Source organism: Dactylosporangium siamense, from assembly GCF_016862795.1.
Classification (GTDB): Bacteria; Actinomycetota; Actinomycetes; order Mycobacteriales; family Micromonosporaceae; genus Dactylosporangium; species Dactylosporangium siamense.
This window is the reverse complement of sequence record NZ_BONQ01000126.1, coordinates 121707-138641: the sequence shown is the minus strand read 5'-3', so window position 1 is coordinate 138641 and position 16935 is coordinate 121707. Positions and strand designations below refer to the sequence as shown.

Below are 16935 nucleotides of genomic sequence, written 5' to 3'. Positions count from 1 at the left end.
AGCTCATCCCTGACCATTCTCGCGGCCTACGGTGTGTACCTGCGGTCCGGCGGCACTGGCCCCGCTCGCCGATCAAGGAACGGTGTGTCGTTCCTTGATCGGCGAGGGCGGGTCAGGAGGACGGGTCCCAGGTGATGCGACCCTGGTAGAACAGGACGAGGGCGACGTTCTCGACGACCTGCGGATCGAGGTGCGGGGGAGGGGACGCCAGCAGTCCGGGCGGGGTGTCGTCGAGCACGAAGGAGAGCGTGGCCGCCCCCTCCACGGTGTCCACCCGCGGACGGTCGGTGAGCAGCTGGGTGTGGTTGCCGGCCGCGTCGAGGTTGACCAGCTGCTTCAGGCCGGTTCCGAGGCTGAGCGCGAGGTAGGGCTCCTTCCCGGCGGTCGCGATGCCCTCGGGTGTCTGCAGGTGCAGCGAGAACCCGGTGAGCACCGCATCCGAGATGTGCGGCGGCACCAGCCGGGCCAGCTCGAAGCGCAGCGTCTGCCGCGCCGTGTCGGTTGGCTGGTGCAGGAACTCGTACCAGGCACCGGAGAACGCCTGCGACAGTGACAGCGTCACGCTGCCGTCGTAGGTGCTCATGGCGGGCAGCCGGACCACCTGGTCGCGGAAGCGGGGTCCGCCGTCGCGGGCCTGGTAGCGCAGCGCCACGATGACGTCGGAGATGGCGTCGAAGTCGAAGTGGTTCGTCTGGCGGGGTAGCCGCAGCCGCCACGTCGAGACCGCTCCGGTGCCCTCGAACGGCAGGTACCGGCCGTCGCCGCCGCCGTCGAACATCCCGGTGTCACCCAGACCGTTGGAGAGCGCGATCTGCTGGTTGACCCGCCAGTCGGTGCGCAGCACGTCGGCGCCGGGCAGGGTGGCCGACGCCCCACCGAGCAGGAAGTCGACCGCCTTGACGTCGGGCGCCACCACGACCTGGTTGGCCAGTTGGGTCAGGGTGGCGTGCAGGTTCTGGTACGGGCCGGTGATCGCCGGCACCGACACCGAGACCGACACGATCTTCCGGGCGTAGAGCCCGGGGTAGTCGCCGTCGAACAGCCGCTCCGGCAGGGTGAACACGCACTCGCCGGTGGTGACCAGGTCGCGGAGGGCGATCGGGTCGAGTTGCGACAGGGCCACCGTCTTCTCGATGTGCAGCGGCCGGACGTTGGCGTCCAGGTACGCCTTCTCCATCTGGTTGAGCGCGAGCAGCAGCCCTTCGCCGGCGAGCAGCCCGCGCCGGGCCCCGTCCCAGTAGCCGAAGTTGACGAACGTGGTGCCCCGGTCGAGCTCGTACTGCAACGCCCGTTGAGCGGAGCGGGCCAACTCCAACGCCAGCGAGTAGGTCTGGAAGTGCAATGTGGACAGTCGCGCCGCCATCCACTGGTACAGCTGCTCGTTGGTGAACCTGTCCCGCAGGAACGCGCCGACCTCCGTGCTCTGGGCGATGGACGTCAGGTGTACGGCAAGGTCGCTGGTGGAACTCGCCCGCTGCGCGTCGTTGACCGCGATCTGTTCGGCGATCTGCGCGATGTCGTGGCCGGCCAGGTCCGCCTGGAGCTGCCACTCCGACGCGCGGCGCTCGTACTGCGCCATCGTCAGCGACATCAGTGAGCGGGCCGATGCCGCCATGGCGGCGACGTCGACCACGCCGGCCGCGGCGGTGATCACCGAGCCGAGCTGGATGCCGCCGTAGGTCATCGCGAACGGCGACCCGAACTGCGGGACGGCGAACCCGATGGACGCGGCGCTGCGCAGCACCCCGGCCGCCTCGTTCAGCGCGGCCGCTGACACGGCGCTGTTGATGCTCTCCTGTTCCCCGGCCGAGACCCCGGCGGTGACCAGACCGGAGAAGTACCGCTGCCGGTGCTCGGCCGAGGCCAGCGCGTCGGCCAGCGACGCTCCGTTGTGGACGGCCTGGGTGACCGCGTCCTGCTTGATCGAGGTGATCAGGCCGAGCAGCGTCTGCTCCTGCGTCACCCGCAGCCGCGCCATCGCCTCGGCGTCGCGCTTCTCCAACGCCGACAGCAGCTCGGCGCCCAGTTGCGTGGTGGCGCCGGCGAGCTCCTTCGCCCGCTGGATCAGCACCTCGAAGCGGTACGTGGGGACGGCCGGCTCGAGCTGCGTGGTCACCCCGGGGGCCGCGGCACCGCTCGCCTGCCCGCGCACCGTCTCGGCGACGCTGTCCGGGGCGGCGAACAGGGCCAGGTCCCGGACCTGACCGGCGATGTTCATGCAGTTGCGGATCTTGAACAGCCGGTCCTCGGTCCGGTCCCAGTAGGCGACCAGCTGGTCGTTCTCGGGGACGCAGAAGTAGCTGCCGATGTCGTTGAACGGCACGTCGGCGTACCCGACCGGGCCGCCCGCGGCGGCCAGCACCGGCGGGGAGTTCTCCAGCCGGATGAGGAACTGCGGCACGCCGTTGACGAACACCCGGTAGGCGGCGCCGGCGCCGGGCGGCTCCTCCCACGGCGCGTCCAGGTGCGCGGTGCGGGTCGCACCGTCGTAGCGGGTGATGTAGCCCGCCGGACCGCCGTCCACCTGAAGGTAGGCGCCGGTGTACGCGTCGTCCTCGGTGGACGCGGCGCCGTCGAGCACCGCCGTGCTCAGCCCGGCCCGGATGAGCGCGCCGGTGACCAGGGTGCGGTCCCGATAGGACGCCCTGATGTCGTCGTACGTCGCCGGCCTCGGCGGGGTGCACTCGCCGCGCACCTTCGGGCGCGGCCCGAGCAGGTCGGCGGCGAGCACGTACAGGTTGGTGGCCTCGTCGACGGACTCCCGGGTGTCGCGGCTGAACAGGTCGTCGGCCCAGTCCAGCACGTTGTCGACGTATCGCATGACGATCGCCTTGGCGTACGCGGAGATCCGCAGCCGGGCGATGGCGTCGGGGTTGAACGGGTCGTCGTTGTACGCCGAGATCTGCACCGGGTCGGCCAGCGTCTGGGTGAGCGTCGGCAGGTCCATCGAGCGGAACGGCAGGAACCGCCAGAACCGCGTCTTGCCGTCGTCGTCCGGCGCCGGTGGCTGGGTGGGGTTGTAGATGTACTCCAGCCAGGTCTTCGCCTCACGGAACCGGCGCCCCGCGGTGAGCGCGTCGGCCACCAGGAACGGGCCGTGGAAGAACAGTTCCCAGAGGTACGACCCGTACGCGCCGGAGAAGTCCAACACCGACGACGTGGGGGCGGTCGCCCGTGAAAGCGGCACGAGCCGGTCGAACGGCAGCTCCGGCATGCGCTGCGTGTCGAGGCTGAGCAGCGCCGGGACGCCGCCGGTGAGCAGCCGATCGGGGAAGGTCCGGGCGGCCCGGGTGGACAGGCGGGTGAACCGGAACTTGAGGTGCTCCAGCGCGGGCGGCGGCACCGTGGCGGTGAACGGACCGGAGGTCAGGTACGTGAAGCCGTCCGGCATCGGCGGGCGCTGGGCCGCGCTGGTCAGGATCTCCGAGTTCGGCCGGATGCCGGGATCGTCCGCGCGGACCAGGAACGTCTCGTCGCCGGTGTCGATGAGGAAGCTGCCCAGCAGGTTCTTCACCGTGAACACCGAGGTGGCCGCCGGGTCGACGTTCGTCAGCAGAGGGTACTGGATGTACTGGTCCGGGCCGTTGCGAATGCCCGGGTAGTCGTCGAACCGCACGTTGTCGAAGATGGGATTGATCGATGTGGACTCGGTGATCCCGAGGTACCCGGGTCTCGGGTGGCTCCCGAGCAGCACGGGGCCCCGGTTGATGACGGGTGTGTAGGGCCGGGGAATGCTGCCCTCCGGGTCGAGGTTCACGACCCGGAACGGCGTGCGGGTCGACGCCGAGGACACCGACACCCACGGCACGAAGGGCAGGTAGCCGTGCACGGTGGGGCTGGCCCCCCGGCCCTGCTGGTGCATGTCGTTGGCGAGCCCGTAGGCGGCGTTCTGGAATGCGACCCGCTGCGCCGGCATGGGCGTCGCGTCCGGCTTGGCCGGTGCCGGCGACCTGTTGTCGAATCTGAGCGTCAGGCCCTGGCCGACGAGCACCTGTTCACCGCTCGGGTGCCGGTCCGGCATGGTGACGTTGCCGGCCGGCAGGTGCAGCGCCAGCGGCTTCTGCCACTGGCCGAGCGCCGGGTCGATGAAGGTCTCGTTGCCGTGCAGCACCGCCTTCAGGTACGGCAGCTGGGCGTAGTCGACCTTGTAGTCGACGACCGTGTCGTTGCTGACGGTCTGCGGCGGGCACCACCGGCCGTCGCCGTCGAGGGAGGTGAACTTGACGGTGGCGAGCGTGATCTCGGTCGGCTCGGACTCCGGCGTTCCGGTCTTCCCCGCCTTGATCGCCGAGCTGCCCACCGTGGACAGCTCGACCCAGTACACGAACAGCCGGTCGAAGGCGTAGACCGGGGTGACCAACGGCACGGTGATGGCCGCGTCGACCTTGCGCCACGGGGTCCAGCCGGTGTCGGAGTCGCAGCGACGGTGGTGGAACGTGTAGGGGTCGGTGCCGCTGCGCCCGATCAGGAACAGCGAGTCGACCATCCGTGGCCCGGTGATGACGTACCGGGACGCGGAGCCGGGCACGGTGGCCCAGTCGGTGGTCAGCGTGCAGACGCGGGCCGCCGGGTCGTACGACGCGATCCGGCGCCGCTGCCCGGTCCCAGGGCCCGCGGTGATCTCGATCGTCATGTCCTGGTACTCGTTGTAGAGGTCGGACGCGGGCGCGGCGAGCGTGACGGCGCGGGCCGTGGCGGCCTGCACCGTGCCCTTGCCCCGGGTCACGCTGGTGCCGGTCCTCGGCAGCCGGGTCTGGTAGGCGTCGACCACGACCAGGCCCGCCACGGAGGCGAAGTCGTCGACGTAGCCGCGGAACGCCGCCTCGGTGGACGCCGCGGTGATGTCGCCCTCCATCAGCGCCCGGCTCAGCTTCTCGAACGACGGGGTGACGTCGCTGCGCAGCGCCGGGTTGAGATAGTTCTCCGGGTACAGGAAGACCTTGCGGTTGGCCTCCCACTGCCGGTACGTCGACATCCACTCCCACCAGGCCTCCGGAATGTTGCTGAGGTCGGTGACGCCGGGCTCCAGCATCAGCCGGCAGCGCTGCAGGTACAGCTGCACCGCGGCGATGCCCTGCGCGATCGTCGACGTCGTCGCGCATCCCGCCACCTGCGCGTCGATGAGCAGGTACTCGTACAGCGACGACGGGTCGGTGAGCCCCAGCTTCCAGATCACGTAGCCGAGCAGCGCATCCCGCCGGGCCTCGCCGAGCACGCCGGTGCTCTCCTGCTCGACCGCGGTGAACTCGGGGCCGTGGAAGCGGGCGCCGACCGCGTCGAGGGTGAGCTGTGCCGCGTCGGTGTAGGTGCGCCAGTGCTCGCCGAGCACGCCGCCGGCGGCGTCGGCGGCCGGCAGGTACGCCAGCGCCGCGAGGCTCAGCAGCGAGTCGGCGTCCAGCCCGGTGCGGGTGCCGATGTCGAACACCGCCGCGAGCCGCGCCACCCCGTCGGCGGTGGTGGCATCGGCGGCGCTCCGCCCGTCGCGGGCCGGCCAGAGGACGTTGGTCAGCGTCACGATCTGCTCGACCGGCCAGCCGCTCAGCGCCGACAGCGCGGCGACCTTCGGGCCGGGTGCGGCCGGCGCACCCGACGGCCGGTCGTCGGGGCGGCGGAAGTAGCCGATCAGGTCGCCGTGCACGTCGCCGAGGCGCCGTTCCAGCGCCATGAAGCCGGACAGCGAGACGATCTCGTCGATGGTCGGGTGCGCCACGTCGGTGACGTTGAACGCCTTCGGCAGCTCCGTCACCGCGCTGATCTGGTCGGGACGCATGCCGAGCGTGTCGAACAGCACCAGCCCGCGCGACAGCGCCTCGACGAACGGCGGCACGTCCGCCGGCACCTGGCCGTCCCGGATCGGGCTCAACAGGTCGTCGAGATAGTTCGCCAGACTGGTGACCCGGGTCGCGGCCGGCACCAGCACCGCCAGCCGCTCGGTCGTGGTGCCCAGCAGATCGGCCAGCCCCTGCGCGGCGACGCTCTGCTGGAGCGCGCCGGCCGCACCGACGACACCGGCGGTGTGGGTGATGAATGCGAGCGTCCCCTGCAGCGCCTGGCCGACCTCGGCGCGTTGCTGACCGGCGGCCGGGTCGGCGACCAGGGTGAGGGTCAGGTCCAGGTACGCGTCGGACAGCTCGGACGCCGACGGGGACAGGTAGAGGACGTCGGGTCCCCCGCCCCGGGCGCCGCCCTCGGCCACGATCCGGCCGTCGGCGTCGGTGATCCGGTAGTACGTGGAGCCGTCCGGCTCGGTGATCCAGGCGGTGTCCACCGTGGCCCGGCGGGCGGCGCCGTCGTAGCCGGTGATCCGCCGTCGCTGCCCAATGCCCTTGCTCAGGAACAGGAAGTCCAGCGGCGTGCCGACGTCGTAGGCCGCGCCGAGCCGGCCGGGGCCGCCGATGTCGACCTCGTCGTCGACGTAGGCGCCGTCCACGGTGGACGCGCCCGGACCGAGCCGCAGCGTGTGCTCGTCGGCCCCGGCCACCCGCCCGGTGACGGCGGGGACGATCAGCTGGTAGCCCGACCCGTCTCCCGGCAGCTCGAGCCACGGCGGCGCCACGGTCGCGGTGCGGGTCTCGCCGTCGTAGGCGGTCACCACCGCCTCCTGCCCGGCGCCGTCGCCGGTGACGATCCGGACGGAAGCGCCGGTGTAGGCGCCGTCGACCGGGTCGGCGTCCTCCGCCAGCACCACGGTGGACAGGGTGCCACCCCGTGCGGCGCGGGTCGTGGTCACGACGCTGACCCGGTACTCGGCGTCGCTCGTCGGGACGGCGTTCCAGGCCCGCGCGACGGTGGCGGTGCGGGTCTCGCCGTCGTAGGCGGTGATGACCCGCCGCTGCCCGGCGGCGGGATCGAGTCTGATCAGGGCCGGGTCGTGCGCGACGAGCTGACGGAACGCGCGGGCCGAGGCGGCCGGGTCGATCCGACGCCCGGTGAACCGGTCCGGCCCGATCGGGAACAGGAACGCGAACGCGGTGATCTCGATGCGGCGCTTGGTGTCCGACAGGATCGTGCGGACCTGGCCGCGCTGGTTCGCCCCGGCCGGTTCGCCGTCGAACAGATACCCGAGGTCCGTGGAGTCGGTGAACGAGCGGGACAGCAGCGCGTCGCCGTGCTTGTCCGGCCCGTCCAGCACCGGCGGGTCGGCGGCGCACAGCTCATCGAAGGCCTGCCTCGACTGCTCGCGGGTGATGTTCCCGGCGACGAACGACCCCGCGGTGAGCGGGAACCGCCTCGCCGCATCGAGGTAGCGTTGCGCGTCCCCCAGCAGGATCCCGAGCGGGGTGATGGCGCGTTCGGCGGCCAGCGCGGCGAAGATGCCGGCGGAGGCGTCGGCGTCGATGCCGGTGAAGCCGAAGCTGTCCGGGGTCAGCCGGGAGCCCTCGGCGGAGACGGAGAGCCGGGCGATGAACGGCGCGAGGTCGTCCGGTGTGTACGGCGGCCGGAAGAACGACGTCCGGGTGCCGCGCAGCACGTACAGCAGGGTGTGCGCGGTGAAGCCGCTGCGCCGCAGCCACTCCACCCGCTCGTGCCGCAGCTGCAGCACGCCGACGGTCGGTGTCACGGGCGGCTTCCCGGGCGGCTCGGTGAGCGTGAGCAGCGTCAGGTACGCATCGACGGTCAGCCGGAACGCGCGGGCCGCCGAGGCCAGCCGATAGAACCAGGTCAGGGTGGTGAGGTCGAGCCGGAACGGCCCGTCGACGCCGAGCACGACCCGCAGGTGGGCCGCGAGCAGGGTCAGGTCGTCATCGGTGACGCCGAGCGCGGACAGCAGCCGCGCGCGGATCGTGCCGTCGGTCCGGTCGGTCCGGGCCGGGTTCCAGGTCAGCGGGCGGCCGGGGTCGAACGGGATCGGCGTGGCGCTGGTGTACGGGTTCTGACCGGCGAGCACCGCCGGCTGGTTGTAGACCCGGTCGAACAGGTTGTCGCGGCCCACGGTCTTCAGGTCCGACCATTGCGCGCACACCTCGAAGACGCCGAGCCCCATCGTCCGGGTGAGCCGGGCGATGCCGGCGAGCAGGCTGATGCGGGCCGCGTCGATGGCGGGCCGGCCGCCGGTGTGTGGGTCGCAGCGCAGCGCCCAGTCCAGGGCGGTGTAGTCCCAGTCGAGCGCCGCGGCGAGCCGGATGAAGCGGTTGAGCCGGTCCAGCCGCAGCCGGGTCAGGTGGATGATGGTGTCGTGTCGGTCGATCGCCATCGGCGGCCCCTCGCCGGTGGCGTTGATGAAGAAGTCGGCGGCCATGGCCTGCTCGGCGACGTCCTGGGTGAGCAGCTCGGCCAGCCGGTCGCGGTCGAGGCCGGTGGTCGCGCAGAAGGTGTCCACCTTGGACAGTGCGGGCAGGTCGAGCGCCGGCATGCCGTAGTACGCCGCGAGCGTGGCGGGGTCGGTGACCGGGGTGGTGACGATTCGGTACTGCTCCACGGAGAGCCCGCACGTCTCGCGGTCGGCCGCCGGAGCCTCGGTGCCGCCGGCGGCCGGGGCGGTGCCGGCCGGGAGCGCGCCGTAGATTTCGGGCAGGTCGGTCCGCAGCACCGAGAGGTTGCGCCGCACCTGCGCCAGCGGCAGGTTCCACGGCAGGTTGAACGGGTATGGCGCACCGGCGAGGATGGCGTACGGGTCCGGTGCCACCGAGAACTCCGACGACGCGTCGGGCAGCGGGGACCAGGACCGATCGACGGCGGCGACCCGGGACCCGCCCGCGTACGCGGTGACGGTGCGGACCTCGCCGACGCCCGTTCCCTTGGTGATCGTCACGCGCAGCCCCGTGTACGCGTGGTCCCGCGGCGAGGCCAGCTCGTCGAGGGTCAGCGTGTCGGCGGTGGCGGCCACCACGGTGCCGGCGTGCAGCTGCCCGGCGGCGGCGACCCGGCGGGCCAGGATCGTGTTGACGATGTCCAGCATCGGACGCGACTCGTTGGTGTTCGCGCAGGTGAGCGGCGTTTCGAACAGGTCGGGCCGGCGCTGCGCGAGCGTGTGCCCGGCCGGGATGTCCGGGTTGGCGTCGGTGACGTACTCGTCGGTGATGCGCATGAGGTCGGTGAAGTACGCCGCCGGCCCGAAGATCGAGGCGCAGTGCGGGCAGCGCAGGTGGTCGAGGGTGCCGAACAGGTCCGGGTAGCTCGGCACGTCGCCGAAGTACGCGCCGAGCGCCGGGTCGACGTTGCCGCCGTGCATGGCGGTGTAATGCGGCGAACCCAGGGTGCCGTGCAGGTTGGCGTAGACGTGCGAGACGGCCGCCTTGACCGATCTGGCCCGCTGGTGGGTCAGGGCCGCCGCGTGGCGGTCGCCGCCGAACAGGCCGGCGTGCTCGCTGACGAACCGGTGCTCCGCCATGACGGCGACCCGGTGCGCCGAGTCGAGGCCGGCGGCGATCAGCGCCTCGGCCGTATGGTCGTCCGGCGCGATGCGGCGGACCCGCTGCCGGGCGCGCAGCTTGGCGATCAGCGCCGCCGAGCGCCTGGGCAGGTGCAGCCGGGCGACGGCGGCGCGGTCGTGGAAGTCGAAGGTGGCGAGGTCCAGGTCTGGGTTGGCGGCGAGGAACGCCGCCACCTCACGGTCGACCGTGGGCGAGGGTCGGGGTGCCATGGCTGTCATTCCTCCAGTTACTTGTTGCTGAGATTGCGGTGGCCGTTGCTGAGCTGCGAAGCGGCGGCCTGGACGGCGGCGGCGCCGAGTCCGCCGAGTCCGGCGAGTCCGGCGAAGCGCGCCGCTACCGGGAAGCGGACGCGTCCGGGGAGGGAACGGGACCAGTGATGCGTCAACGCGCCCGCCTGCGCACGGTCGTATCGGTCCACGCGGGTGAGCGTGTTGGCAGGCGGCGCCACGAGGAGGGCGGGCCGGGCCGGTGGGATCCTGTCCGCCGGATCGGGCGATCCGGTCAACATGAACGGGACCGGGGTGCCGTAGGGGATCGGGCCGAGGGTGTGGCGCAACGCTCTCCGCGGGTCGGTCCACCGCAACGCAAGGACGCGTAGGACCAGCAGGCCGGCGGCGATGCCGAAGATCGTGCTGTCGTCGGGGCGGTTGGCGTTGGTCTGCTGCTCCTGGTGCTGCATGAACAGTTCGGTGCGGCGGGCGCCGTGCAGGTACGTGTCGTAGTAGTACTGGGAGTTGCGTGTGTGCCAGGGCTGGTCGGCGAGGTCGCGCTGGTAGGCGGCCCACACCTGGTCGTTCTCGGCGGCACGACCGATCGCGGCGAGCGTCACCGACAGCGCCACCGTGGCGATCCGGCCCGGGACCGTCCACGCCAGCATCGCCGGAAGGACGCGCAGCGCGAGGTGCCGGCCGACCCCGAGCACGGAGCCGACGGTGAGGGCCGAACCGACGATGTTGCCGGCCGTCGCCGCGTAGGTCTCCGGCCGTTCCACCGCCGCGCGCACGCGATCGTTCATGGCCGAGCCGTAATACGGCAGGTCGTACGTGGACAGGGGCCACCGGGTCGGTTGGAGGAACTCGCTGACCTCGGTCGGCAGGTAGGCGTCCGGATCGACGCCGTAGAGACGCGGAATGCCGAACACATATATGAGCTTGAGTTCGTCGCGCCGGGCGGCGGCGTTCGCCGCCGCGATCTGGCGCTCTTCCGGGGTGCCGCCGAATTTCTGCCGGAGGGCCTCCGGCGCGAGCACGAAGGCGTGGTTCAGGCTGTTCATCAACGCGTAATACAGGCCGCCGGCAAAGCTGTGTGTGATGCTCTGGACCGAGGGCTGGTCCGGGTCCGGGTCCTCGTGGCCCCGGCCCGTCGGGTCGACGAAGGTGAGCGGGTTGCCGCCGGTGTACGCATACAGGTTCAACCCGTCGAGCGGGCCGGACGGGTCCGGTTCGACGAACCGACCGAGCCAAGGCGCCTGGTAGCGGGCCGGAAACCGGTACAGGCTGGTGCTGTCATCGGCGGTCTGTCCGGTGAACCGGTCGGTCTTGTCCGGACCGGACGGTCCGGCCACCACGGTGCTGCCACCGTACGGGAAGTACGCCTCGAACGAGGTCACCCCGCCGGTCCCGCCGTCGAGCTCGAGACTGACCGAGCCGAGCCGGTCACCGACCTGAAAGGACACCGCCGGGCCGACCTCGACGAGCGGCCGACCGGCCGGCGCCAGCCACAGCCGGGATCCGGCCACCGCGCCGTCGACGCGCTCCTGCGACCAGCCGCCGATGGTCCGCGTCTCGACGGTCGCCACCAGGCCGCCGGCCGGGTCGAACCGTTCGACCACGGTCCGGGTCCGGATGCCCTCGGCGTCATAGCCGAACCAGGTGCGCTCGCTGCCGCCACCGGGTCGCCGCGCCGGCGAGGTGTGCGCCAGCCGACCCTGGTCGTCCCAGGTCAACGCAACCGGGCCATCGACCGTGACGGACAGCGGGTTGCCGCCGCCGTCGTAGGCGGTGCCGGCGAGCCGGTTCGAGGTCGGCTGCACCGGCGTGGCGCGCCGGAACGAGACGCTCGCGTCGTGCTGCACCGACAGCAGGTTGCCGGCGTCGTCGTAGGTGTACGTCTCGGTGTACGGCACCAGCACCGCGGCCGGGTCGTCCAGCCCGGCCGCGAGACTCTGCTTGAAGCCGGTCGCGTACGTCGTGGCGTCGATGCCGGGATGCTGCAGCCCGGTCGCGCGGAGCAGCCGGTAGATGCCGTCGTAGCGGAAGTCGCCGACCGCCTCCGGCTGCGGCGCGGCGAAGACCAGGCCGGGAGTGTGGTCGCCGGTCCAGGTGACGTTGCCGACCGGGTCGTAGGCGTGGTGGACCCGCTGGAGCACGGCACCGTCCCGGCCGGTGGTGACCAGGTCCAGCAGCCGGCCCGTCGTCTCCTCGTGCGTGGCGACCTGGACCGCGCCGTCGCCGTACACCGTGCGCGCCCGCTCGCCGGCGGCCGTGTACCCCGCGTCGGTCAGGTAGCGGGTCACGGTCCCGCCGGCGTCGGTGCCGGCGACCGTCGCGAGCCGCCCGGAGACGTGGTAGCCCAGCAGCATGATCAGCCCGTCCGGCGTGACCCGGTCGACCAGCCGGCCGCGCGCGTCGTAGCGCAGCAGCGTCCGGTACGGCTCCGGGTCGAGCGGGACGTCGCCGGACCAGTCGACGGCGGTCGTGTGGTCCAGGGTGTACCGCCGTTGCGACTCGACCGCCTCACCGGTGATCGCGTAGCGCGGGGTGCACACCGTGCCGCTGCCGTCCCGGACGAGGTACAGGCGCCCGTTGAGGTTCGCTCCGGACGGATCCGGCCGGTGCTCGCCGTAGGTCATGCACTCGGCGAGCCGACCCGCCACCACTGTCGTCAGTGGACGGTCGAGGCCGTCGAAGGTGCGGTCGGTCCGGACGTCCCGGCCGTCCCATTCGGCGACCGGGCGGCCCCGGCCGTCGGCCAGCAGCCGCCGCGGACCCGCGTCCGCGCTCGCCGCCAGCGCCGGCTCGGCGGCGCCCATCGGGTACGCATAGGCGGCCGAGTCCACCCCGCAGCGGTGCAGGCGCGGGTCCATCGCGCGGACCAGCCGCCCCTGACCGTCGAAGCCGGCGACGCTGGTGAGCACCGCCGTGCGCAGCAGGTCCGTGACCGCCTCTGCGTACGGCTGGAACGCCGGGTCCAGGCGCAACGCGAACCCGGGCCGGTACGGGCGGAACGCGGCGGTCACCGCGGTCCGGCCGCCGGTGTCGGCCAGGTAGCCGCGGCCGATCAGGTCCTCGCGCAGCGCCGCGCTGCCGTCCCCGGCGATGGCGGTGAACGCGTCCGCGCCGACGTCGCCGAGCGCGTCCTCGACCAGCCGGACCGGGTTGCCGCGGACGTCGAGGACACTGACGGTCGGGGTGCCGGCGAACCGGGCCGCCTTGTCCAGCGCGTCCTTCTCCGCCCGCTGGGCCGGGGTCGGGTCCGGTGGGTAGGCCGCCATGAACTCGACGTAGTACGGCGACTCCAGGACGGTGTCGTCGGCGTCGGAGACCTCCCGCCGCCACGGCCGGTGCACGGTGCGGCCCAGGAAGCCCTTCGGCGTCCGTTCGTGCACCGGCCGGCCCAGCGGATCGCGCAACGACACGTGCGGCGGCGCGGCGCCGTCCAGGCCGAACCCCGGCCCGGCGCCGTGCCACGGCAGGCGGTCCTCGGTGGACAGACCGGAGATGGTCCGGGCCGTGCTGCCGGAGACGATCCAGCGGCCGCCCTCGGCGGCGGTCCGCCGCTGCGTCACGCGGCCGAACCCGTCGGCGTACGCGACCTGCGCCTCGACCAGGCCGGCCGGCCCCGGGTCGCTGACGAAGCCGGGCCGCGTCAACGTGACGCCGGCCGCCGGCCGGGCCGTGTCGTCGTAGCCGTGGTACGTCGCGGCCCGCTGCAGGTAGTGTCCCGGATCCGCGAGGACCCGGTCGACCGGTGCCGGCGGACGGAGCCGGTAGCCTGCCAGGTCGCCGTCGCCGGTGCCGCCCTTGAAGACGGACGTGGCCGCGACCCGGCCCAACGGGTCGTAGCAGACCTGCCGGACGACCCCGTTGGCGTCGGTCACCTGCCGGGACGCCGCGACGCGGTAGTCCACCTCGGCGACCTCGGTCAGCGGGGTGTCCGGGTCGACGAACCGGGTCGCCGACACCCGCACCAGCAGCAGCGGGTCGTAGCCGGCGGTGGCGCGCAGGAACGGTCCGTCCGGCTGCCCGTCCACCCGTGCCGGCAGGTGGAAGCCGGCCGCGTCGAGGTAGGTGATGACCGGGCCGGGTCGCCACCACGAGCCGTCCGGGTCCTGCCGGTACCCGGCGGTGGTCAGCTCCGCTGGCGTCACCCGATCGCCGAACACGTCCGCGAGCCACTCGGGGGAGAACGCGGCCTCGCTGCGGTGATGCACCAGCGCGGCCGCCGTGACCCGGCCGGGTGGCAGGGGCCGCTCCTGCACGGCGTCCCAGTACCGGATCCGGGTGGCCGTGGCCGGCCGGGACTGTGGCGCGGCGCCGCTGAACGGTGTCCCGTACGGGATCGGCGTGGCCAGCGCGGCGGCGACCACTGTGGACAGTTCGGCGAAGGTGAAGTACGCGGCGGCCGGCGCGGGCAGCCCGCCGAGGTCGACGGTCCGGCGCTCCAACGGCGCCCCGACGCGCCGGAAGCCGTCGGTGACCCGGCTGGACTCGGCCGTCTCCGCGGAGGCCCGCAGTTCGCGCTGCTCCGGCACGTCGCGGTCGTCGCCGGCGGCCCGGGGGCGGCGCGGGTAGTCGACGCTGACGGTGAGTTCGCGGTAGGTGTCCGCCGGGCCGGGATCGCCCAGGGTCGACTCCAGCACCATGCTGTGCCGCACCCGGGGATCGGCCGGCTCGCGCTCGTAGGCGTACTCGATGTGCTCGCGCGGTTCGACGAGGAACGAACCCGGGCCGGAGGCGGTGGCGGCCCGCCGCAGCCGGACCCGGTACGTGGACGCGGTGACCGCGTACGGCACCGGGTCCGCGCCGAACACCTCGGTCCGCAGCAACCGCCCACGCAGGGCGCGGAACGCCTGCCGGACGGTGTCGCCGCCGGCCGCGCGCACCGCCGGATCCAGCACGCAGTCCGGCATCGGGTAGGCGTCCGGGTCGCCGGCCCAGTACCGCGCCGGGGCGGCCCCGGCGGAGGTGCCGACGTGCAACCAGGTGCGGGTGCGGACCGGTTCGACGCCCTGCTGGGTCTGGGTTGCCTCGACCAGCCCGAACCCGCCGAACGTGCGGTCGACCGGGTCGAACCACCCGTCGTGGTAGTCATACGCGCACCGCAACGTCGCGCCGGTGACCGCGTCTACGGCGGTCAGTTCGGCCACGACCTGCTGCGGGTACGGGGTCCGGCCGGACCACGGCCGGCCGGCCCGCTGGTCGGCGAGGCGGTACCGGGTGCTGCTGGCATACCCGATCGCGCAGCTGCCGCCGGTGCCGTTGTCGGCGCCGCGCAACAGGTTCGGCCGCTGCCCCCGGCACAGGTCGGTGAACCGGTGCTCGACCGTGGGCGCCATCCGGCTCACCACGATCGCGGTCGTGCCGGTGCCTCGCACGTCGGCGAAGGAGAGCTGGTCGAGCCTTCCCAGGGTCACCGGCAGCGGCACCGTGAACGGCGCACCGAAGCCGTTGCCGGACCGGTTGCGGTACACCCGCAGGTGATCCGGGAACGCGAGGACCAGGTCGGCGGTCCCGGTGCCGTCGAGATCGGCGAGGTGGACGTCGGCGGCCGTCAGCCCGTCCGGCAGGCGGGGCGCTCCGGCCAGCCGGACGGCGGCGGCGAAGCGCCCGTGACCCAGGCTCGGCCACACGGTGACCGCGCCGTCGCGGACCTCGATCCGGTGCGCCAGACCGTCGCCGAACGCGCCGGCAAACGTCACGAACCCGGCAGCGCCACCGTCGCCGGCGGCCGGGAAGTCCTTCGGGCGGGGCCGGGCGAGCGCCGGACCGAACCCGGCGGTTCCCAACGACGGGTGGTACACGACCGAGTCCCGACCGACGAACACCAGCTCCGCCCGGCCGTCACCGTCGAGGTCGGCCAGCTCGCCGCGCGGTGCGGCGAGCATGGTCGGCACCGAGTGCAGCGGCCGGAACGGTGCCCAGGTGCCGTCGCGGCGGGTGAAGCAGCCGGCCGCCGCGCGGGTGAGCACGAGCAGCTGCAGGCCACCGTCACCGTCCAGGTCGGAGACCGACAGGTCCGGCGCGGCCAGGCCGTCAGTGTCCGGCACCGACGGCAGCGGCTCGGGCGCCCCGTAGCGACCCTCGCCGCGCGGCGGGTAGTAAACGGCCGCGTTGCCGGCGCTGTGCAGCAGCCCGGGCAGCCCGACGCCGTCCAGGTCGGCAGGCTGGAACCCGCCGCGCGCCAGGTAGCCCGGGGCGGCCGGCGCACCGTCGATCCGCAACGGCTCGAACCGGGGCACCGGGTCCGGCGCGTAGTCGGTGTAGGTGAACCGCAGCGGCGGCAGGGACGCCTGCTGCGTCTCGGGTCCGAAGCCGGTCAGCGACACCGAGGTGAGCAGGCTGCCGTGCGGGTCCTCGCGGTAGCCGAACCGGGTCGCGGCGACCAGCGACGGCCGGCCGCCGAGCTCGGGGAGGCGGTGGAACACCAGCACGCCCCGGCACAGGCGGTACGTGCGGATCTCGAAGCCGGCCGCGTACCCGGAGAACGGGTCCGCCCGCTCGGGCCACGGTCTCGTCGGGGTGTACGGGTCCGGGCCGTCGACATCGTGCTCGCCGTAGTCGAACACGACCTCGTACGCGTGGCCGTGCGGCGTGCTGCCGTACTCGATCCGTTCCGGGTAGCGGTAGGCGGTGCGGACCCGGCCCCGCTCGAACACCTCCTCGCGGACCGCGGCGCCGTCCTCCGCCTTGTACGTGAACCGCATGGCGTTGCCGTGCGCGTCGACGCTCTCCTCCGCCAGCCATTGGAAGACCCGGCGCGGGTCGTCGGGGTCGCGGACACGCGCGGCGTCGCCGCGGCCGAACACGGTGGTGGTCCCGTCGTTGCTGACCACCCGCCAGTGCTCGCCGTGCTCGCCCGCCCAGCGCTCGACCAGCGGCAGCGCGCCGTCGTCGACGGCTTGATAGGTCGTCACGCTCCAGCCGTCCAGCGTCCGGCGGTCCGGCCGGCCGGTGGCGGCGTCGAGCGCCGGGGTCAGCCGGCCGATCCCGGTCAACGTGAACGTGTCGGTGCTGTCGTACCGCGGGACGCCCCGGTTGGTCATCCGGCCGATCGCCTGCGGCGCCAGCGTCCAGCCGGGGCCGAACGGGCCGTTGCCGCCGCCGGCGGCGTACTCCAGTGTCAGCCGCGGACCGGTGCCCCTGGCCGGGGTCGTGTGGACCGGCACGCTCATCGTCGCGGCGCCGGTTGCCGGATCCACCCCGATCAGCGGGTCAAACCCGCGCGCCGGCGCACCGCCGGTGGGCAGTGACAGCACGTGCGGGAATGCCTCGTCGGTTGCCATCTGTCGACCTCCAGTCCGGGAGGTCCAAGGCCGGCGGCGCCGGTCGAGGACATCGGT

Annotated in this window: 2 protein-coding genes; both read right to left on the bottom strand. The window is 73.0% G+C overall.

Going from position 1 to position 16935, the window contains the following annotated elements; all coding sequences use genetic code 11:
- Window positions 1–112 precede the first annotated feature (112 nt).
- On the bottom strand, window positions 113–9583 hold the full coding sequence (locus tag Dsi01nite_RS40185; RefSeq protein ID WP_203851641.1) for a Tc toxin subunit A-related protein: 9471 nt from the start codon (window positions 9581–9583) through the stop codon (window positions 113–115).
- A 17-nt stretch (window positions 9584–9600) separates the two neighbouring features.
- Entirely contained in the window at window positions 9601–16878 is a 7278-nt protein-coding gene (locus Dsi01nite_RS40180) for a SpvB/TcaC N-terminal domain-containing protein (protein WP_203851640.1), read from the bottom strand.
- Window positions 16879–16935 lie beyond the last annotated feature (57 nt).

Excerpts from the sequence above, each read along its gene's own strand:
- Dsi01nite_RS40185 (WP_203851641.1), bottom strand. The coding sequence starts at position 9,583 with ATGGCACCCCGACCCTCGCCCACGGTCGACCGTGAGGTGGCGGCGTTC.
- Dsi01nite_RS40180 (WP_203851640.1), bottom strand. The coding sequence starts at position 16,878 with ATGGCAACCGACGAGGCATTCCCGCACGTGCTGTCACTGCCCACCGGC.